The organism is Reyranella sp. GW821-FHT14A01 (genome assembly GCF_058803965.1).
Window position 1 is genome coordinate 20,430 of record NZ_JBXAPM010000030.1, and the last position, 19,181, is coordinate 39,610.

The window sequence follows — 19,181 nt, forward strand, 5'->3', positions numbered from 1 at the left end:
GCGCACGCCCCTACAATCCTTTGAGTGTTTCGAGCACGCGCGGCTGCGGCCAGGTCCAGCCGCTCGCACTCTCGTAGGCGCGCATCGCCCGCAGCACGATTTCGTCGGCGCGCGGCGCGCCGATGATCTGCAGGCCGACGGGCAGCCCCGCCTTGGTCAGGCCTGCAGGCATCGACGCGGCCGGCTGGCCGGTGAGGTTGCAGGGCAGCGTGTAGGGCGCACCTTTGGTCCAGCGCGGGAAGGCTTCCGAATTGTAGAGCGTCTCGACCGGCGGTCCGGCGGTCGGCGTGACGGGCGCAAGCAACAGATCGTACTTGCGGTGCCAGAGGGCGAGGTCGCGTGCGAGCTTGCTCTTGGCCTCGAAGGCTTTGGCATAGTCGGCGAGGGTGATCGCCAGGCCTTTCTCGGCGAGGGCGCGCATGCCGGGGTCGAGCTTGTCGTGAAGCTGGGTCGGGATCTGGCGGAAGCGCGTGGCGAAGCTGCCGATCCACAGCGGCTCGAAATGCTGCTGCAGCGGCTCGAACATCGGGCCGACTTCCTCGACATGGGCACCCAGCTCCTCGAAGCGCCTGGCCGCGGCGGCCACGAGCTCGCGCACCTCCGGATCGGCCTTCACATGGCCGAGGTCGAGGCTGAGCCCGATCTTCCAGCCGCGCACGCCGGCCTCGAGGCCGACCGTATAGTCGCGTGCCTCGGCGGGCAGGGAGCGCCAGTCGCGCGGGTCGGGGCCGGCCGTCATGTTCAGCGCCATCGCGGTGTCGAGTACCGTGCGTGCCAGCACGCCCTGGCTGATGACGTCGGCGAAAGGAGAGTCGGCAGGGGATTGCGGGATGCGTCCATAGGACGGCTTCAGGCCGACCAGGCCGGTATGGGCCGCCGGGATGCGGATCGATCCGCCGCCGTCATTGCCATGGTTGAACGGATTGACGCCCGCCGCGGTGAGCGCCGAGGCACCGCCCGAGGAGCCGCCCGGCGAGTGGGCGAGGTTCCACGGATTGCGGGTTGTGCCCTGCAGCGGCGAATCAGTGAGAGCCTTCCAGCCGAATTCCGGCGTAGCGGTTTTCCCAAGAAGAATCATGCCCCCGGCAAGGAACCTGTCGACGACGGCGGCGTTGTCGTCTGCCGGAGTCTCGTCCGTGGAGTGGGATCCGAGCCGCGTCGGCCAGCCCTTGACGTTCGTCGTGTCCTTGATCGTCGTCGGGATGCCATCGAAAGGCGACAACGGCTGACCTTTCTTCCAGCGCAATTCTGAAGCCTTTGCAGCAGCTTGCGCGCCTTTCTCGTCAATCAGGACGAAGGCATTTAGTTGAGGTTGCAGCGCCGATGCGCGTTTCAGCATGGCATCGACGATATCGACGGGAGACGCTTCGCCTCGTGCCAGGAGTTTTGAGAGTTCCACTGCGGAAAGCCAGTCGAATGCAGAGTCAGACATGCGCAATTGGTCGTTTCTCGACGGAGGTTGGATGTTTCAGAGTGTGTGGGACAAGACAGTGTCGACTCTGATTTCTCTTTAGTCGAGAGCGTATTGGAGAGCTTGGATGGAAACCGTTACCGCGCTTGTCGCCGCAGGGGCCGCCTTCGGGCTTAGCTACCTCATCGGTCGGTCGTTGACCGCTTCCTTTCTTCTGGTCGCGCTCGGCGGCCTTCTCGCGGGCGCCGGTTTCGCCGTCCTGTTCTTCGTGTCGACCGTGACCGTCGGCCATCTCATGCCGTACCTGTTCGAGCCTTGGCTGCTCGGCGTTCACTTCATCGCCTTGATCGTCGTGGCCCCGCTCGGTGGTGCTGCCATCGCGGCGCTGACGCATCGGCATGTCGAGCGTGTCGACGCGGCGCGCCTGCCGTTCTAGAAGCGAAACAGGCACCTTTCCCGCAACCGTCCTGCAACGCTAAGCTCCCCGGCAAATAGGGGAGGCAGGGGATGGTCGAAGTAAAGCTCGGTGCCGGCACGGCTGTGCGCATCGAAGAGAGCTACGAACCGAACTTCGACGCCAAGGCTTTTTTCCCCGACTGGGATCCCTCTGTCGTCGAGCGGCATCGCGGCTGGCTCGTGCCGTCGCATTATGACGAAGCCTCTTCCTTCCTGAAGCTCAGCGTCCATAGCTGGCTGCTGAAGGTCGGCGGCAAGACCATCCTCATCGACACCTGCGTCGGCAATCACAAGCCGCGTCCCCACCGCCCGAAGTGGCACCTGATGGAGACGAAGTATCTCGAGCGGCTGAAGGCGGCCGGCGTCGAGCCCGACCAGATCGACATGGTGATGTGCACGCATCTTCATGTCGACCATGTCGGCTGGAACACGCGGCTCGAGAACGGCAAGTGGGTGCCGACGTTCAGGAACGCGAAGTACGTGTTCAGCCGCGCCGACTACGATCACTACCTGAAGCTCGACAGCGATCCCGCGACCGGCCCGGTCAACGCCGGCTCCTTCCGCGACTCCGTGCTGCCGGTGGTCGAGGCCGGGCTCACACAGATGGTCGACGGCGCAGCCCAGCTCGACGAGAACCTGAAAGTGGAGCCGGCGCCGGGACATACGCCGGGCACGATCGCCATCAAGTTCGAATCGCGCGGCGAGAAGGCGCTGTTCTGCGGCGACATCCTGCATCATGCGCTTCAGGTCTATCACCCCGAGTGGAACAGCTTCGCCTGTGCCGATGGCGTGGGGGCGCGCAAGAGCCGCCGCGCGGCGCTGGAGCATTGCGCCGGCAGCGGCGCCCGGCTGATGCCGTGCCACTTCGGGGCGCCGTTCAGTTGCCACATCGACCATAAGGACGATGGGTTCGTGCCGCGCTTCGGCGGGCAATTCTAGGAGAGAGAAGATGATCTACGAAATGCGGGTCTACAGGTGCGTGCCGGGCCGTCTGCCGGCGCTGCTCAATCGCTTCAACACCATCACGCTCAAGATCTGGGAGCGGCATGGCATCAAGCAGGCCGGCTTCTTCACGACCCTGATCGGCGAATCGAATCAGGAGCTGACCTATTTCCTCGCCTGGGAATCGCTGGCCGACCGCGAGAAGAAGTGGAACGCCTTCGCCGCCGATCCGGAATGGCTGGCCAAGCGCGCCGAGACCGAGAAGGACGGCGCCATCGTCGAGAACGTTGCGGTGCAGATGCTGACGCCGACGGCTTTCTCGTCGGTCCAGTAAAAGTCACTCCGCCTTGAGGCCCGCTTCCTTCGCGAGGCGGGCCCATTTGGCGAAGTCCTGGGCCACATAGGCCGCGAACTCGGCGGGCGATCCGAATTGCGGATCGGCGCCGAGTTCGACGAATTTCTTTGCAACATCGGGAGAGCGGATCGTGGCATCGACGGCCGCATGCAGCCGCTCGACCAGCACCTTCGGCGTGCCGGCGGGCAGGAACACACCGTAGGAGATCGCGGCCTCGTAGCCCGGCAGTCCCGACTCCGAGATGGTGGGAATGTCCGGCGCCGCGGCCGAGCGTTCGAGGCTGGTCTGTCCCAGGGCGCGCATCTTGCCCGCCCTCGCGTGCGGCAGCGCCGTCGAGAGTCCGCCGAAATAAAGATCGACCAGGCCCGCCATGAGATCGGCCATCGCCGGCCCGCCGCCCTTATAGGGCACATGCACGATGTCGAGCTTGCCCATCGCCTTGAAGAGTTCGAGCGCCAGATGGGTGGCACCGCCGGCGCCGGCCGAGGCGCCGTTCAGCTTGCCCGGGCGGGCGCGGGCCAGCGCCAGCAGTTCGGCGACATTTTTGGCCGGCAGATCGGGGCGGACGACCAGCAGCATCGGATTGATGCCGACCGGCGCGACGGCCGCGAAGTCGGTTCGGATGTCGTATTGCATGTTGCGGCTGAGCGCGGGTGCGACCGTGGTCGAGCCGTTGGACGCCAGCATGAAGACGCTGCCATCGGATGGACTCTTCGCGGTGAAGCTGGCCGCGATCTCGCCATTGGCGCCGGCCTTGTTCTCGACCACGACGGTGCGGCCCAGCCGTTCGCCGATGCCGGGCGCGATCAGGCGTGTCAGCAGGTCGTTGGGACCACCCGGCGGGAAGCCGACGATGAAGCGCAGCGGCCGATCTGGAAAATCCGGAGACTGGGCACGCGCCGAGGCCCATGGCGTCACAACGGGCAGCGCGGCGAGGCCGGCAAGGACACCGCGGCGGAGGGGCTTGCTCATGCGAGAAGTATGCTAGGCTTTTTGCAACACAGGGAGGAAACAAAAGATGCAACGTAGAACATTCGCGACTGCGGGCGCGGCGGCATTGGTCGGCTCTCTGGCCGGGTGGCCGGCGCTGGCGCAGAAGATCAGCGGCGACGTGCGCTTTCTCTGCGGCTTCGCGCCGGGCGGTACGGCCGATCTCCTGTGCCGGATCGTGGCCGAGGCCGTGAGCCCGGAGGTCGGGCAGAAGGTGATCGTCGACACCAAGACCGGCGCCAGCGGCTTCATCGCCAACGAGGCGGTGGCGCTCGCACCGCCGGATGGCCGCACGATCGGCCTCGCCGCGATGGCCGCGCTCTGCGTCGGCCCCGTGATGCCGGGGCAGAAGCTCCCCATCAATGTCGACACCGACCTGACGCCGATCGCCAACATCGCGGGCGTCACCAACATCCTGGTCGTCGGCAAGCATATGAAATACCGGACGATTCCGGAGATCATCGACTTCGCGAAGGCCAATCCGGGCAAGCTCACCTATGCCTCGGCAGGCAACGGCACGTCGCAGCATCTCGCCGCCGAGCTCTTCAAGAAGATGGCTGGCATCAACATCCTGCACGTGCCCTATCGCGGCGGCGCGCCCGCCATCCAGGACATGATCTCGGGCAATTGCGACATGATGTTCGGCAACATGCCGGAGTTCCTGGGCCAGATTAACGGCGGCGGATTGATCCCGGTCGCCTTCGGCTCGCCCAAGCCCTCGCCGCTCTTCCCCAACCTGCCGCTGATCTCGAAGTTCCTGCCGGGCTTCGAGGTCGTGAACTGGTTCGGCGTGTTCGGCTCCAAGGGGCTGCCGGCCGACCTGGTGGATTTCTGGAACAAGGCGCTGCGGGCCGCCGTGGCCAAGCCCGATGTGCAGAAGCGCTTTACGGAGAATGGCATGGATTCGGTCATCGGTTCGCCGGCCGAATTCAAGGCGACGATCATGGCCGATCGCAAGAAGTGGCAGGAGGTCATCGAGGCCGCAGGCATGCGCGCCGACTGATCATGCCTGTCGCCCGTACCGCGCACGGACTGCTTCACTACGACGTCGTGGATCAAGTGGCGCCGTGGCGGCCGCCGCGCCTGCCGATCCTGTTCCATCACGGGATCGGCGCCAGCGCCGGGCTCTGGGCCGGGTGGCAACCGGCGCTGGCCGACGCCTACCGGTCCGTCACCTTCGACATGCGTGGCTACGGCCGCTCGAACATCCCGGCGGAGGATTTCCAATGGTCGCTCGACCTGCTGGTCGACGACCTGTTCGCCGTGGCCGATGCCGCAGGCCTGGCGCGCTTTCATCTGGTGGGCGAATCGATCGGCGGGACGGTGGCGATGGCGGCGGTCCTGGCGCGCCCCGAGAGGATCGCGACCCTGACCGTCAGCAACGGCGCCCATCTCGGCGCCTCGATCCAGCGCGCCGATGCGTGGCGTCGGCAACTGGATGAAGGCGGCTCGAAGGGCTGGTCCGATGCCTTCCTGCGCGACCGTTTCCACGACGGGGCGTTGTCGCCCCAGCGCCTCGCCTGGTTCGCGGCGGAGCAGGAGAAATGGTCGCGCGCCTCGATCCTGAATGCGCTCGGTGTGCTGATCGGCACCGACCTGACGCCGCGGCTCGCAGACATAAAGTGTCCGACCCTGCTGCTGCACCCCGACGGCAGTCCCTTCATCCCGGTTGGCGTGGTCGCCGACCTCCTGAAGGGGTTGCCCAATGCCCAGTTGAATGTCTTCGGGCGGTCACGTCATGGCCTGCCATTCTCGCACGCTGTGCAATGCGCACAGGCTTTACGGTCTTTTCTCGACTCCCGCAGAGCGGACTGATAATCGAGTTGTCAGACAAATTAAAAAAACGAGGGAAACAATGAGACGGATTCTGGCTGGCGCCGCGGCGCTGGCGATCGCCTTTTCGGCCGTTCCGGGCTTCGCCCAGGAGAAGCTCACCGTCTGGTGGGTGAAGGGCTTCTACAAGTCCGAGGACGATGCGCTGTTCGCCGCCATCAAGAAGTTCGAGGCCAAGACCGGCGTGAAGGTCGACCTGTCGCAGTACGCCGTGCAGGACATGATCCCCAAGACGGTCGCCGCCCTCGATTCGGGCTCGCCGCCGGACATCGCCTATTCCGACACCTACGACGTCCAGGTCGCGGGCAAGTGGGCCTACGACGGCAAGCTCGAGGACATCTCCGACGTCATCGAGCCGATGAAGGACCGCTTCGCGCCGGTCACCATCGAGACGGCCTATCTCTACAACGACAAGGCCAAGAAGAAGGCCTTCTACGGGTTCGTGCTGAAGCAGCAGACGCTGCACATCCAGTACTGGAAGGACATGCTGGCGACGGCCGGCTTCAAGGAGAACGACATTCCCGGCACCTGGAAGGAATACTGGTCCTTCTGGTGCGACAAGGTCCAGCCGGCCTATCGCAAGGCGACCAGCAGCCGCGTCTACGGCATCGGCAGCCCGATGGGCGTCGAGTCGACCGACTCGTTCCAGTCGTTCCTGAGCTGGGTCGACGCCTACAACGTCAAGCTGGTCGACGATTCCGGCAAGCTGCTGGTCGACGATCCGAAGGTGCGCGAGGGCCTGATCGCCGCGCTGCGCGACTATACCGACATCTACACCAAGGGCTGCACGCCGCCCTCGTCGACGACCTGGAAGGATCCCGACAACAACGTCGCCTTCCACAATCGCACGACGATCATGACGCACAACTACACGATCTCGATCGCCGCCAAGTGGCTGGACGACGCCAACAATGAGCAGCTCACGCCCGAGCAGCGCGCCGCCGGCCGCAAGGCCTATGACGAGCTGATCGCGACGGCTGGCTTCCCCAAGAAGCCCGACGGCACCCAAATGGTCTATCGCACGGCAGTGAAGGTCGGCGTGATCTTCCAGGACTCCAAGAACAAGCCGCGGGCGCGCGAGTTCCTGAAGTTCCTGCTCGAGGAAGAGAATCTCCGCCCCTATGTCGAGGGCGCGCTCGGCCGCTGGTTCCCGGTGACCAAGGCCAGCCAGGAGAGCCCGTTCTGGCAGGCCGACAAGCATCGCAAGGCGGTCTACGACCAGTTCAAGGCCGGCACGCTGCCGTTCGAGTTCACCAAGAACTACAAGTTCACCATCCTCAACAACGAGAATGTGTGGGCCAAGGCGATGAACCGCGTGGTCAGCGAAAAGGTCTCGGTCGAGAAGGCCGTCGACGAACTGATCGCCCGCATCAAGGAAGTGGCCAAGTAGGCCTGCACTCGTAAGCCTGCTTTCGCGAGTACGCGTATGACGGCGACCACGATCGACACGACGGCCCGCCGGGAGAAATCCCGGTGGGCCGGCTTCGGCCTGTCGGAACGGCAGGCCTGGAGCCTGCTGTTCGTCGCGCCCTACATCGCGATCTTCATCGGCTTCGTGCTGTTCCCGGTGGGCTACAGCTTCTGGCTGGCGCGCAGCCCGCAGCTCTATGTCGAGCTGGCGGCCGATCCGATCTTCCTGCGGACCGTCATCAACACGTTCATTTTCCTGGTCGTCGCCATCAACGTGAAGATGGCGCTGGCGCTGTTCCTCTCCGGCTTCTTCACGCAGAAGCGCTGGTGGGTGAAGGTGCTGGCCGTGCTGTTCGTGCTGCCCTGGGCGGTGCCGTCGATCCCGACCATCCTGTCGGTGCGCTTCATGCTCAATCCGGAGTGGGGCGTCATCAACCAGCTCATCTTCAGCCTGACCGCCGAGGACGGGCCGAACTGGCTGAACGATCCGGCGCTGGCGCTCACGCTCTCCATGCTGGTGCACATCTGGAAGTCGCTGCCTTTCTGGACGCTGATCCTGCTGGCCGGCCGCCTGGCCATTCCCGGCGAACTCTATGAGGCCGCCTCGGTCGACGGTGCCGGCGCCTGGCACCGCTTCCGCTACATCACCTGGCCGTCGATGAGCACGCTCTACGTCACCTGCACCCTGCTCTCGATGATCTTCACGGTCGGCGACTTCAACAGCGTCTACCTGCTGACCGGCGGCGGACCGGCGGACCTCACGCATGTGCTGGCGACACTCGGCATCCGCTACCTGCGGCTCGACCAGGTCGGGCTCGCAATGGCATCGATCGTCTGCGCGCTGCCGCTGATCCTGCCGCTGGTCTATTTCATGATGAAGCGTCTTTCGCGATGAGCCCGCGCCGGCTGCTCCGCAATATCGGCTTCGAGACCGGGCTGCTGCTGATCGGCATCCCGGTGCTGCTGTGGACGCTGATTCCGATCTACCACATGTTCCTGTTCGCGATTTCGCCCAAGGACGCGGCCTTCTCGGGCCAGCTCTGGCCGACCAATCCGACACTGCGCAACTTCGAGATGGTGCTGGGCCAGAAGCACCATTTCCTCAATCACTTCTGGCTGCAGATGTTCAACTCGCTGGTCATCTCGATCGGCACGGCGGCGATCACGCTGTTCGTGGCGACGGCCGCGGCTTTCGCGATCAGCCGGCTGCGCATGAAGGGCGGCCGCCTGGTGATGAACCTGGCGCTGCTGACCTATTTCATCCCGGCCGCGTTCCTCGCGGTGCCCATGTACAAGACCATGGGCATGTACGGGCTGCTGAACAACGACTGGGCGCTCGTGCTGGCCATGGCGACCATCGCCTCGCCCTATGCGATCTGGATCCTGCGCCAGGCCTCCGACAAGCTGCCGGTCGAGCTCGACGAGGCGGCGATGATCGACGGTGCCTCGCCGTTCCAGCTTTTCCGCATGATCTATCTGCCGCTGATGGTGCCGTCGCTGATCGCCGTCGGCACCTATGCGCTGCTGCTGGCGTGGAACGAATATCTCTACGCGTTCCTGCTGCTGTCGAAGAACACGGCGATCACCCTGCCGGTGGCGCTGGGCAACTTCCTCTCGGCCGACGATTCGCCGTGGGAACTGCTGATGACGGCGGGTTTCCTCTACGCGCTGCCGCCGGCGGCGATCTACTACGCCTTCCGTCGCTACATGTCGTCGGGGCTGACGGCCGGCGCCGTAAAGGGCTAAAATGATGCCCTGAGGCGGCACGCCTCGCGTAGGGTCCGATGCGTTTATGGGCGGCACTGTTGCTGTGTCTGGTGGGTTTGTCGGCATCGACTTCGGCGATCCGCACGACAGCCGAGAAGCTGCCGCACGACGCCTATGTCTGGCAGCGCGTCTGGACGCCCGCCGTGACCGCCGCCGCCGCGCAATCCGCCGACATCGTGCGAAGCTGGCGCATTCTCCTGGCCGAGGGCGACCGCTCCGGCCGCTGGACGACGGTCTCTGTGCCCTGGAACGAGGTTCTCGCGACCGGCCGTCCCGTGGTCGGCGTGATCCGGATCGACGGTCGCCTCGATGAAGATCGCATGACGGCGCTGCTCGATCGCGTCGTCGCGACGGTGTCCGCACCGAAGACCCTGCAGTCGATCACGGGCCTCGAGATCGACTATGACTGCCCGACCTCCAAGCTGGCGACCTATGCGAAGTTTCTCGCCGCCCTGCGCGCGCGGATTCCGGCGTCGATCGCGCTGTCGATCACGGCGCTGCCGACCTGGCTGTCGTCCTCCGCCTTGGGAAGTCTCGCGGCCGACCTGAACGAAGTGGTGTTGCAGGTCCATGCCGTCGACGATCCGCGTCGCGGCCTGTTCGATCCCGACCAGGCCGAGCGCTGGGTCCGGGACTTCGGCCGCCGGATCGGCCGGCCGTTCCGGGTGGCGCTGCCGGCCTACGACGTGCGCGTGACGTGGCGCAGCAACGGTCGTCTGGCCAGTGTCGAAAGCGAAGTGACGCTGCTGGTGGGGCCGGGCGGCGAACTGCTGAATGCCCGGCCCGAGTCGGTACTCGGTCTCCTGCATGCGTTGCAGAGGTCCGCGCCGGCAGGGTTGATCGGCGTCGTCTGGTTCCGGTTGCCGACCGAGGCCGATACCCGCGCCTGGAGCCTCGAGACATGGCGCGCGGTCGTCACCGACCGGCTCTCGCCTGCAAGAGTGAGCGCCGCTCTCGTCCCGGCCGAGCAGCCGGATCTGTGGACCGTGGTCCTGTCCAATGACGGTGCGACGGACGCGCAACTGCCGGCGCGGGTTCGCCTCGATCCGGCCTGCCAGGCGGCCGACGGCGCGAACGGATTCAGGTTGGCCGCCGATCATTGCGCGTTGGAGAGCAACGGCAACGGCCGGCTTCGCGCGCAGACCAAACGCACCATCGGATGGGCCCGCTGCGTGCAACCCGAAAGGCAATTGAATGTCGTCAACTAGGTTTGGCTTCTTCGCCCTCGCGATCGTCGCCAGCATCGGCGTCGCCCTTGCCTGCGGCCCCAACTTTCCCTGGCAACTCTTCGACGACCGCGCCGACACGGTGAGCGAGCCGGTCGGCCTCAGCTTCGCTTTCGAGATCAAGCGTCTGGCGCCCGCGCCCGCCGACAAGCTCGTGGCGGTGGAGGCGGAGGAAACCTACAGCCCCAACCCGGAGCCGGAAGTCGTCGTTGCCGAACGCGAGGAAGCAAGGTCGGGCGCGTGGACCTCGATCCTTCCGGCCGGGACAAGACTTTCGACCGACAGGTTGCTCGCGAAGCTGGAGGCCGCGCGCCGGGCGGAGAACGGCAAGGAGGCGTTGATCGCGGGTGAGGGGCTTCCCGTTGCCGTGCTGGACTATATCGCCGGCGCAATCGAGTTCCACGCCGGCCGCCTGGACGTGGCGACCGACTATTTCGAGGCCATCGACCGCCTGTCGCCGGCGCAGCGACGGATCCGGACGGTCGCGGCGGCTTACATGCTGGGCCGCATCCAGCAGCTCGACGGCGAGCTCGATGCGGCGCGCAAGTCTTTCCAGGCCGTGCGTGCCCGTGTGCAGGCCGGTGCGCCCGATCCGATGGGCCTGGCGGTCGCGAGTCTTGGCGAGGAGGCGAGGATCGACCTCGTCGAAGTGGGCCTCCTGGATGTTCCGTGGAATGTTCCGGCGTCGGATCTCGATGAGGCGAAAGTCACGACGCTGATCGGGCGCGCCGTGCGTCTCTACGTCGAGCAGTCGGCCTACGGCTCGAAGGTCGCGCTGCTGTCCTTGCGTGAAGTGGCCGGCCTTCTCGCAGGCGACGGCCACGCGCTCGCCCGCGCCGTTCCCGATCCGCTGGTGCGGCAGTTGCTGGTCGCCTATGTGGTCGCGCGCGACGGCCAGTCGATCTACGACGATGGCGTCGCCGGCCCGAAGGACCCGGCCGTCATGGCGGTGATCGATGCCGTTCTCACCCAGCCCAACCCCGCCGCCGGAGACGATCTCGATCGGCTGGCGGCCCTGGCCTATCAGGCGGCGCGTTACGACGTCGCCGAAAAGCTGACGGCGACGACGGAGCGTCCGCTCGGTCTCTGGGTGCGCGCCAAGCTGGCGCTTCGGCGCAACGATCGCGCGGCGGCGGTGCGCGACTGGACCGCGGCCCTCAATGCGACGGTCGGCGGCAATGCCGCAAAACTCGATGACGCCTCGGAAATCCGGCTGCGGGGCGAGACGAGCGTGATGACCGTGAGCGAGGGCCGCTACGGCGACTCGCTGCGGTTGTTGTTTCCGGTCGCCCGCACCTATTGGGGCGATGTCACCTACATCGCCGAGCGCGTGCTGACCACGGACGAGCTCAAGGCCTTCGTCGACGGATTGCCGCGTACGGATGAGGACAAGCCGGCAAAGCCCGACGAGAACCACTGGATCGTCAACAAGCCGATCGCTGCCCTGCGAGACCTGCTGGCGCGGCGACTGGTGCGGGATGGCCGGCTCCAGGAGGCGCAGCCTTACTTCTCGACGACGCCCACGGAAATGGCGCCGGACTCGCCACCGCCTTCCGTCGATGCGCGGGCCTATGAGGACGCGATCAAGGGGGCGCGGCCGGCGACCTGGCCTTGGCAGAACGTCTCCCGCGCTGAAGCCCTGTTCACGGCGGCGACGCTGGCCCGCAAGCGCGGCCTGGAGATCATGGGCACCGAAGGCCCGCCGGACGAGGCGGCGCTGGGCGGTTCGTTCAGCTCCGGCGTCGGACAAACCAGCCCGGTGCCCGACCGGCAGCGTTCGCCAGAGGAAGGCACGCCCAGTCCCTACGACAGCGCGTCCCTGCTGGGACCGGACGAGGAGCGTCGCTTCGCCTCAAGCGCGCCGAAACCCGATGTCCGGTTCCACTACCGGCTGATCGCGTCCGACCATGCGGTCGCAGCTGCCGACCTGTTGCCGGAGCGATCGCAGGCCTATGCCGCCGCGCTGTGCTGGGCGACGAAGTTCGCGATCTCCGGCTACGACCAGCCCCGTGCCGACAGGATCTATCGCCGCTACATCGCGACCGGGGCCTACCAGCCCTGGGCCAAGAGTTTCGGTGTCACCTGTCCCGAGCCCGACTTCGAGGCGGCGCGCACCTTCTGGCCGCGACGGATCGCGGCGTGGTCGGGGCAGGTGGTCGACTCGGCGAGACGCCATGCCGTGATCCTGGGACTGGGCGCGGTCGCTTCCTTGCTGGTGCTGGTGGGCGCCGTCAGGTTGGTCCGGTCGCGCCGCGCATCAGCCGCGTCGTGAACGGTTGCGTGGCGAGAGAGAGGTCCTGAGCGACTCGGCGAACTGCTCGACCTCGGCGCGCCAGCGTAGCGCCGGGTCCCAGATCGCGGCCAGGTCCATGCCGAGGACGACGCCGTTGGCGATGATCTTCGCGGTGTGAAGATCGGTGCGCGTGGTCGCCGGAATGACGGCCGTGCCGAGGCCGGCCCGTGCCAGCGCCAGGATCACCGTTCCCGAGCCGCCTTCATGGCGGATGCTGGGGGACAGCGACAGCAGCCGCAGCGCCGCGTCCAGGGTCAGGCGCGACTGATACCCGCGATCCAGCACCAGGAGCTCGCGCTCGCACAGCGCGCGGAGGTCGATGCCGTTGCGGCGCTCGCCGGTGCTGAACGGCTTGGGCGAGGCCGCCAGAATGTCCAAGCGTACAATCTGATGGTCGACGAGGCCTGTGTCGTAGCGCGGGCGTCCGGTGATGCCCATCGAGGCTCCGCCGCTCAGCACCAGGTTCTCGATCTCGACGCCGTTCGCCTCGACGACGCCGATGCGGATGTTCGGCTTGGTCTGGACAAAGCCCGCGATACCGGGCGCCACGACGGTCTCGATCGTATGGGCGGTCGCCGCGACGGTGATGTGGACAGCCGGCTGTTCGCTGTTGGCGCGTGCGGCCGCCTCCAGTTTGGCGATGCCTTCCAGCGCCGCCGACGCGAGCGGCAACAGCTCGTGCGCCTCGCTGGTCGCGGCCATGCCGCGGCCGGACGGCTCGAACAGCGCCAGACCCAGCCGGCTCTGGAATTCCGAGATGCGGCGCGACAGGGCCGATTGCGAAATGTTCAGGCGTTCCGCAGCCTCGACCAGCGAGCCCGACCGATAGACGGCGAGAAAGGACTCCAGCAGCCGCTTGTCCATTCCTGCAAATCCCTCAGCAATTTATCTGCAAACTATGCACTTTATGCATAAGGTGGATCGGTGCTAGCGCTGCGTCAATCCACCAGAAAAGGGCCAACGGGATGAAGCGCCGCCACCTCCTAGCACTCGGATCCGCCGCCGCGGGCTCCCTTGTCGCCACTGCGGGTTCCCGGGCGCAGGGTGCCTATCCCGACCGGCCCATCACGCTCGTCGTGTCCGCCCCGGCGGGGGGTGGCACCGACATCGTCGCCCGCATGTTCGCCGATCACCTCTCCAGGGAATTCGGTCAGCAGATCGTCATCGACAACAAGGGCGGCGGGAACGGCAACATCGCCACGGCGCTCGTCGCAAAGGCCAAGCCGGACGGCTACACGCTGCTGATGCAGTATTGCTCCTATCACTCGGCCAACCCGGCGATGATCAAGAACCTGAACTGGTCGCCGAAGGATCTCACCGGCGTCGCGATGGGAGCGATCGCGCCGCAGGTTATCGTGATCGCCAAGAAGGTGCCGGTCGACAATCTCAAGGACTTCATCGCCTACGCGAAGGCCAATCCCGGCAAGCTGAACTATGCGTCCTTCGGGCCGGGATCGGTCGCCCATATCGGCGGCGTCATGCTCAACAAGGCCGCCGGCATCGACCTCACCCACATCCCGTACAAGGGTGCGGGGCCGGTCAGCGCCGACATCGTGGCCGGTCAGGTCGAACTGGCGGTGATGAGCCCGCCCTCCGTCGCGGCCCATATCCGCAATGGAAACGTGAAGGCGCTCGCTTTGGCGAGCAGCGCCCGCCATCCGGCTTTCCCGGAGATTCCCACGACGGCGGAAGCGGGATTGCCCAGTTTCGTCCTCGATGCCTGGTTCGGGATGTTCGCGCCGGCTGGTACACCGAAGGACATCATCGACAAGCTCAACGCCGCCATGAGGAAGGCCGCCAAGCTCGACAGCGTCATCGAACGCTCGACCCAGCTTGGGCTCGTCCTCAAGGACTGGACCCCGGAACAGTTCAACCAGTTCGTCTCTGCCGAAGGCGAGGTCTGGTCGAAGCTGATCCAGGAAAACAAGATCACCCTCGACGAATAGGGCAACGGAGACAGCCATGACAGGTTCACTGAACGCCAATGCCGGCCCGCGCATCCGTTACAATGCGGACGAAAGCGCGCCCTACGAGACGATCACCGTCGACAAGCTGACGCCGATCATCGGCGCGGAGCTGGGCGGCGTCGATCTCAGCAAGCCGCTCTCCAATCGCCAGCAGGACGAGATCCACCGCGCCCTGGCGGAGAACCTGGTCATCTTCTTCCGCGACCAGGTTCTGACGCCCGAGCAGCACATGTCGTTCGGCCGCCTGTTCGGCGACCTGCATGTCCATCCCGCCGCGCCGCACGATCCGGGCACGCCGGAGATGATGATCATCCATTCCGACAAGAACAGCCCGCGCGCCAACGGTGAGGGCTGGCATACCGACGTGAGCTGCGAGGTCGAGCCGCCGATGGGCTCCATCCTGCACATCAAGACCTGCCCGCCGCGCGGTGGCGACACGCTGTTCGCCAACATGTACGCAGCCTACGACGCGCTGTCGGACCGCATGAAGGCCTATCTCGACGGCATGATCGCCCTGCACGACGGCGAGCCGGTCTATCGCGGCCTGTTCAAGCCGATCGGCGTGGCCGACAAGGCCGAGTATCCGCATGCCGAGCACCCGGTCGTGCGCACCCATCCGGTGACCGGTCGCAAGTGCCTTTATGTCAATTCCGGCTTCACCAGCCGCCTGCTCGGCGTGCCGCGCGACGAGGGCGATGCGATCCTGCGCTATCTCTACCAGCACATGGAGAACCCGCTTTTCCAGTGCCGCTTCCGCTGGCGCGAAAATTCGATCGCCTTCTGGGACAATCGCTGCGCCCAGCACCGCGCCATGTGGGACTACTGGCCCCACACCCGCAGCGGCCATCGCGTGACCGTGAAGGGCGACCGTCCCTTCTAGGGATCAGGCGCCCTGCGGCAGGGTCGCCATGAAAGCCTTCAGCCGTGGCGCCCACTTGGCGGCGTCGAGGCCCGAGGCGGAGTGGCCGAGTTCGCTGTCGATCTCGAAATAGTCGGCGGTGACGCCGGCGGCTTTCAGCTTTTCCATCACGCCCGGGGCGATCGAGGGCGGGAAGAGCTTGTCGGTGCGCGAGATCACGTAGAGCACCTTGGCCTTGATCTTCGGCATGTCCTTCTCGGCGTCGAAGTTCACGCTGGCGCGTCGCAGTACGACCAGCGAGTTGCCGTCGAACACCTTGGACCAGCTCTCGGCCCGCTTCACGATCTCGGCCTCGCGGGCCGCCTTGTCGGGGAACTGCGCGGCGAGCTGCTCGTCGATGCCATAGCGCTTCAGGGTCGCCACGCGCATGTCGGTCAGCACCTTGGTGATGCCGCCATTCTCATAGTAGTGACCGCCGTTCCAGTTCGGATCCTTGGCCAGCACGTCGATCAACGCCTTGACCGAGGCCTCGCCGCCCGAGCCCTTGGGCGCGCTCACGACAGCCACGAGCCCATCCATGAAGTCGGGATAGGTCACGCCCCATTGGAAGGTCTGGTAGCCGCCGAACGACGGACCGGCGACCGCCACGAGGTGCTTCACGCCGAGACTGTCGAGCAGCGCCTTCTGCGCGTTCACGATGTCGACCATCGTGATGGTTGGGAAATCGGGACCGTAGGGCTTGCCGGTCTTGGGATTGACCTGCGCCGGATTGGTCGAGCCGTAGGACGAGCCCAGCATGTTGGACGAGACGACGAACAGCTTGTTCGTGTCGATCGCCTTGCCCGGTCCGACCAGCCCGTCCCACGAGCCTTCCGCACCGTTGGCGCCGACGCGGCCGGCCATGTGCTGGCTCGACGTGTAGCCGTGCGTCAGCAGCACCGCGTTGCGACCGTCAGGCGCCAGGGTGCCGTAGGTCTCGTAGGCGATTCTGACGTCGGGCATGACGGTCCCGCTCTCGAGGCGGAACTCCTTCATGGTGAAGGTCTTCTTTTCGATGTTCACGAGTTCTCCCTGGGCGGAGGCGCCCGTGGCAGCAACGAAGGGCGCAACGGCGAGGGCGGCAAGCAGCGGACGGCGAGACATTGACGAAGTCATCGTTTCCTCCTGTTTCAGGCGCGCGCGGGCTGGAGCGGCAAAGCGGACACGGCGTGCGCGGCCAGCCGTTTGCGATCCCTCTCGGGGTTGATGAAGAGCAGGCCGATGAGGCCGCCGGCGAGCAGCAGCATGCCGAGGATGACATAGCCCTGTTCGTAGCCGGCAAGGGGTGTCGAGGCGTTCTGGATCATCGATCCCATGATCCGGGGCGCGAGGATGCCGGCGAAGGTCACGACCGATGTCGTGATCGCCAGCATCGCGGCGCGCTGGGGGTGCGGCGTGAGCTCGCTGATGATCATCGGCAGGACGACATAGATCGTGCTGCCGAAAGCGGTGCCGAACACCAGGAAGGCGATCTTGAGACCGGGCTCCGGCATGGAGCCCACGAAGGGGAGAACGCAGCCGCCGGCGATGATCGTGAGACACGGCAGGATGCCGCGGCAGACCCGGCTGGATACGCCCTTCTTCTTCAGTCTCTGGGAAACGTAGCCGCCCGCCAGCACGATGAAGGCGCCGAAAATCCAGGGCAGTATGGTGAGGTTGCCGCCAAGTTTCTGGCTGAAGCCGAGGCCCGCGACCAGGTACGAGGTGAACCAGGTGAGGCCGAGCGCCAGGCCCCAGTAGCTGGCGAAGCCGGCGGCGCAGGCGGCGAGAATGGTGGGGCAGGTGAGCAGGTAGCGATAGGGCACGCGCTCGGTGCTGCTGCTAGTGGTGCTGACCGGTGGGTCGACGAGGGTGCCTTCGCGGCCGAAGATCAGCCACAGGACGGCCCAGGCCAGCCCCGCGATGCCCAGCGCGCCGAATGCCCAGTGCCACGAGTAGGTGTCGATGATCCAGTTGAGCAGGGGAACGGCGATGATGACGCCGAAGGCCGATCCCTGGGCGATGACGGCCGTCGGCAATCCGCGCAGCGAGTCGGGAAACCATTTGTAGATCGCATGCGTCGCGACGGGCCCGGCCGGTCCTTCGCCCGCGCCCAGGACAATGCGGCAGATGATCAGCGTCTCCAGGCTCATCATGCCCAGCATCGGGAACTGCACGATTGACCAGATGATCGCCATGACGAGCAGCGTGTGCTTGGTCTTCACACGGTTGGAGATGAAGCCGACGACGATCGCCGAGACCGCAAAGAGCAGGAAGAACGCCGAGCCGATATCGCCGAACTGCTCGGGCGTCAGGCCGAGATCCCGCATGAGCGGAACGGCGGCCAAGCCCACGACGACCTTGTCGGCAAAGTTGATCAGCATGAAGAGGAAAAGCAGGGCGGTCATGCCCCAAGCCCCCTTGAGGGGCCGATCCTGGACAGTCACGTAAGCGTTACTCCCAACTCGCCCGTTGCCATCGAGCTTTCGCGCATCTGACGTGAGCGCCGATGGCTCGTCAAGGAACGGTGGCCGCGCCATACTCCATGCAAAAGGGAGTGAAACGAATGACCGGGATCATCAAGACCGGCCGGCGCGCAATGCTGGCCGGAGCGGCAAGCCTCGTGGCGACTGGAGGAGTTCGGGCGCAGAATTTTCCGACGGGCCGCGTCACCCTCGTGGTGCCGTTTCCGCCGGGCGCCTCGACCGACACGACGATGCGCGTGATCGCCGACAAGCTGTCGCAGATGTGGGGCCAGCCGGTGCTGGTCGACAACAAGGGTGGCGGCAACGGCATCATCGCGGCCGAGTTCGTGAAGAATGCCAAGCCCGACGGCTACACGCTGCTCGCCACCTCGTCGATGACGCATGCCGGCAACCCGGTGCTCTACGACAAGCTGCCCTACGATCCGATCGCCGACTTCGAGCCGATCACGCGCATGAGCCTGGTGCCGATGGCGGTTCTGGTCACCAAGAAGCTCGGCGTGAAGACGCTCGCCGAGCTGACGGCCAAACTCAAAGCCGAGCCCGGCAAGCACAATTTCGGATCGGGCGCGATCTCGGCCCGCGTCGCTGGTGAACTCTATCGCATGCAGGCCGGCATCGACGCCGTCTCCGTGTCCTACAAGAACAACCAGCAGGCCGCGCCCGACCTGAACAACGGCATCATCACCTTTATGATCTGCGACACCGGCAGCGCCAAGATGATCCTGGCCTCGGGCTGGGCCGATGCGCTGGCCGTGACGCAGGCCGAGCCTTATTCGGCGCTGCCCGGCGTGCCGAGCGCCCCGCAGGCCGGCATGCCGGAGCTGATCTTCACCACCTGGTCGGCCTTCTATGCGCCCAAGGGCACGCCGCGCGACATCATCGTCAAGCTCAACAAGGACATCATCGCCGCCGGCACGTCGCCCGAGATCCTGGCCAAGCTCGAGAACATGGGCGGCGCGCCGAGCTTCACCACGCCCGAGGGGCTGATGGAGTTCACCAAGAGCGAGATCGAGGCATGGCGCAAAGTCGTGAAGGCCGCGAACATCAAAATCGAGTGAGGTTCATAGGAGCGCGCAACTCCAGTTGCGCTCAAGCTCGGTAGACAAGGTATGAGCGCAACTGGAGCTGTCTCTTCTACCCATCTCCGAGCCCACGAGACTGCCGGTCA

Annotated in this window: 18 protein-coding genes; 13 read left to right on the top strand and 5 right to left on the bottom strand. The window is 65.7% G+C overall.

Going from position 1 to position 19,181, the window contains the following annotated elements; translation table 11 throughout:
- Positions 1-10: 10 nt before the first annotated feature.
- Positions 11-1,432, bottom strand: a complete 1,422-nt coding sequence (locus AC1ROX_RS30800; protein WP_493132634.1) for an amidase family protein — start codon at positions 1,430-1,432, stop codon at positions 11-13.
- A 106-nt stretch (positions 1,433-1,538) separates the two neighbouring features.
- Here AC1ROX_RS30800 and AC1ROX_RS30805 point away from each other — a divergent pair, with 106 nt between their 5' ends.
- The 3 genes from AC1ROX_RS30805 (at position 1,539) to AC1ROX_RS30815 (ending at position 3,143) form a co-directional block, all read left to right on the top strand.
- Positions 1,539-1,847, top strand: coding sequence for a hypothetical protein (locus tag AC1ROX_RS30805; protein WP_493132636.1), 309 nt, complete (start codon positions 1,539-1,541; stop codon positions 1,845-1,847).
- 71 nt (positions 1,848-1,918) lie between these two features.
- Positions 1,919-2,806, top strand: coding sequence for an MBL fold metallo-hydrolase (locus tag AC1ROX_RS30810; RefSeq protein ID WP_493132638.1), 888 nt, complete (start codon positions 1,919-1,921; stop codon positions 2,804-2,806).
- Between the two features lie 10 nt (positions 2,807-2,816).
- Positions 2,817-3,143, top strand: coding sequence for an NIPSNAP family protein (locus tag AC1ROX_RS30815; protein ID WP_230550035.1), 327 nt, complete (start codon positions 2,817-2,819; stop codon positions 3,141-3,143).
- Between the two features lie 3 nt (positions 3,144-3,146).
- Here AC1ROX_RS30815 and AC1ROX_RS30820 read toward each other — a convergent pair whose 3' ends face one another.
- Positions 3,147-4,136, bottom strand: a complete 990-nt coding sequence (locus AC1ROX_RS30820; protein WP_493132640.1) for a Bug family tripartite tricarboxylate transporter substrate binding protein — start codon at positions 4,134-4,136, stop codon at positions 3,147-3,149.
- 46 nt (positions 4,137-4,182) lie between these two features.
- Between AC1ROX_RS30820 and AC1ROX_RS30825 the strand changes: the two genes are divergently transcribed.
- Genes AC1ROX_RS30825 through AC1ROX_RS30855 form a run of 7 tightly spaced genes read left to right on the top strand, consistent with a single transcriptional unit; the run spans position 4,183 to position 12,662 of the window.
- On the top strand, positions 4,183-5,157 hold the full coding sequence (locus tag AC1ROX_RS30825) for a Bug family tripartite tricarboxylate transporter substrate binding protein (RefSeq protein ID WP_493132642.1): 975 nt from the start codon (positions 4,183-4,185) through the stop codon (positions 5,155-5,157).
- 2 nt (positions 5,158-5,159) lie between these two features.
- Positions 5,160-5,969 (top strand): alpha/beta fold hydrolase, encoded by an 810-nt coding sequence (locus AC1ROX_RS30830; protein ID WP_493132644.1) that lies wholly within the window; start codon positions 5,160-5,162, stop codon positions 5,967-5,969.
- A gap of 40 nt (positions 5,970-6,009) precedes the next feature.
- A complete protein-coding gene (locus tag AC1ROX_RS30835) occupies positions 6,010-7,377 on the top strand; it encodes an ABC transporter substrate-binding protein (RefSeq protein WP_493132646.1) in 1,368 nt (455 codons plus the stop codon).
- Between the two features lie 36 nt (positions 7,378-7,413).
- Positions 7,414-8,292 (top strand): carbohydrate ABC transporter permease, encoded by an 879-nt coding sequence (locus tag AC1ROX_RS30840; RefSeq protein ID WP_493132648.1) that lies wholly within the window; start codon positions 7,414-7,416, stop codon positions 8,290-8,292.
- Complete coding sequence (locus AC1ROX_RS30845; RefSeq protein WP_493132650.1) at positions 8,289-9,143, top strand: carbohydrate ABC transporter permease; 855 nt, start codon at positions 8,289-8,291, stop codon at positions 9,141-9,143. Before AC1ROX_RS30840 ends, AC1ROX_RS30845 begins: the two co-directional genes overlap by 4 nt.
- A 38-nt stretch (positions 9,144-9,181) precedes the next feature.
- Positions 9,182-10,372 carry a DUF3142 domain-containing protein gene (locus AC1ROX_RS30850; RefSeq protein WP_493132652.1) on the top strand — a complete coding sequence of 397 codons (1,191 nt, stop codon included), beginning with the start codon at positions 9,182-9,184 and terminating at the stop codon, positions 10,370-10,372.
- Positions 10,359-12,662 (top strand): hypothetical protein, encoded by a 2,304-nt coding sequence (locus tag AC1ROX_RS30855; protein WP_493132654.1) that lies wholly within the window; start codon positions 10,359-10,361, stop codon positions 12,660-12,662. Before AC1ROX_RS30850 ends, AC1ROX_RS30855 begins: the two co-directional genes overlap by 14 nt.
- Here the strand turns inward: AC1ROX_RS30855 and AC1ROX_RS30860 are convergent.
- A complete protein-coding gene (locus AC1ROX_RS30860; RefSeq protein WP_493132656.1) occupies positions 12,648-13,547 on the bottom strand; it encodes a LysR family transcriptional regulator in 900 nt (299 codons plus the stop codon). The two genes, AC1ROX_RS30855 and AC1ROX_RS30860, sit on opposite strands and share 15 nt — an antisense overlap.
- Positions 13,548-13,648: 101 nt before the next feature.
- On the opposite strand from AC1ROX_RS30860, the gene AC1ROX_RS30865 reads away from it, so the two are divergent.
- A complete protein-coding gene (locus AC1ROX_RS30865) occupies positions 13,649-14,629 on the top strand; it encodes a Bug family tripartite tricarboxylate transporter substrate binding protein (protein WP_493132658.1) in 981 nt (326 codons plus the stop codon).
- A gap of 16 nt (positions 14,630-14,645) precedes the next feature.
- A complete protein-coding gene (locus AC1ROX_RS30870; protein ID WP_493132660.1) occupies positions 14,646-15,530 on the top strand; it encodes a TauD/TfdA dioxygenase family protein in 885 nt (294 codons plus the stop codon).
- A gap of 3 nt (positions 15,531-15,533) precedes the next feature.
- Here the strand turns inward: AC1ROX_RS30870 and AC1ROX_RS30875 are convergent, their stop codons facing one another.
- Positions 15,534-16,664 (bottom strand): homoserine O-acetyltransferase family protein, encoded by a 1,131-nt coding sequence (locus AC1ROX_RS30875; protein ID WP_493132662.1) that lies wholly within the window; start codon positions 16,662-16,664, stop codon positions 15,534-15,536.
- Between the two features lie 14 nt (positions 16,665-16,678).
- Positions 16,679-17,935 carry an MFS transporter gene (locus tag AC1ROX_RS30880; protein ID WP_493132664.1) on the bottom strand — a complete coding sequence of 419 codons (1,257 nt, stop codon included), beginning with the start codon at positions 17,933-17,935 and terminating at the stop codon, positions 16,679-16,681.
- 158 nt (positions 17,936-18,093) lie between these two features.
- Here AC1ROX_RS30880 and AC1ROX_RS30885 point away from each other — a divergent pair, with 158 nt between their 5' ends.
- Positions 18,094-19,071 carry a Bug family tripartite tricarboxylate transporter substrate binding protein gene (locus AC1ROX_RS30885; protein WP_493132665.1) on the top strand — a complete coding sequence of 326 codons (978 nt, stop codon included), beginning with the start codon at positions 18,094-18,096 and terminating at the stop codon, positions 19,069-19,071.
- Positions 19,072-19,181 lie beyond the last annotated feature (110 nt).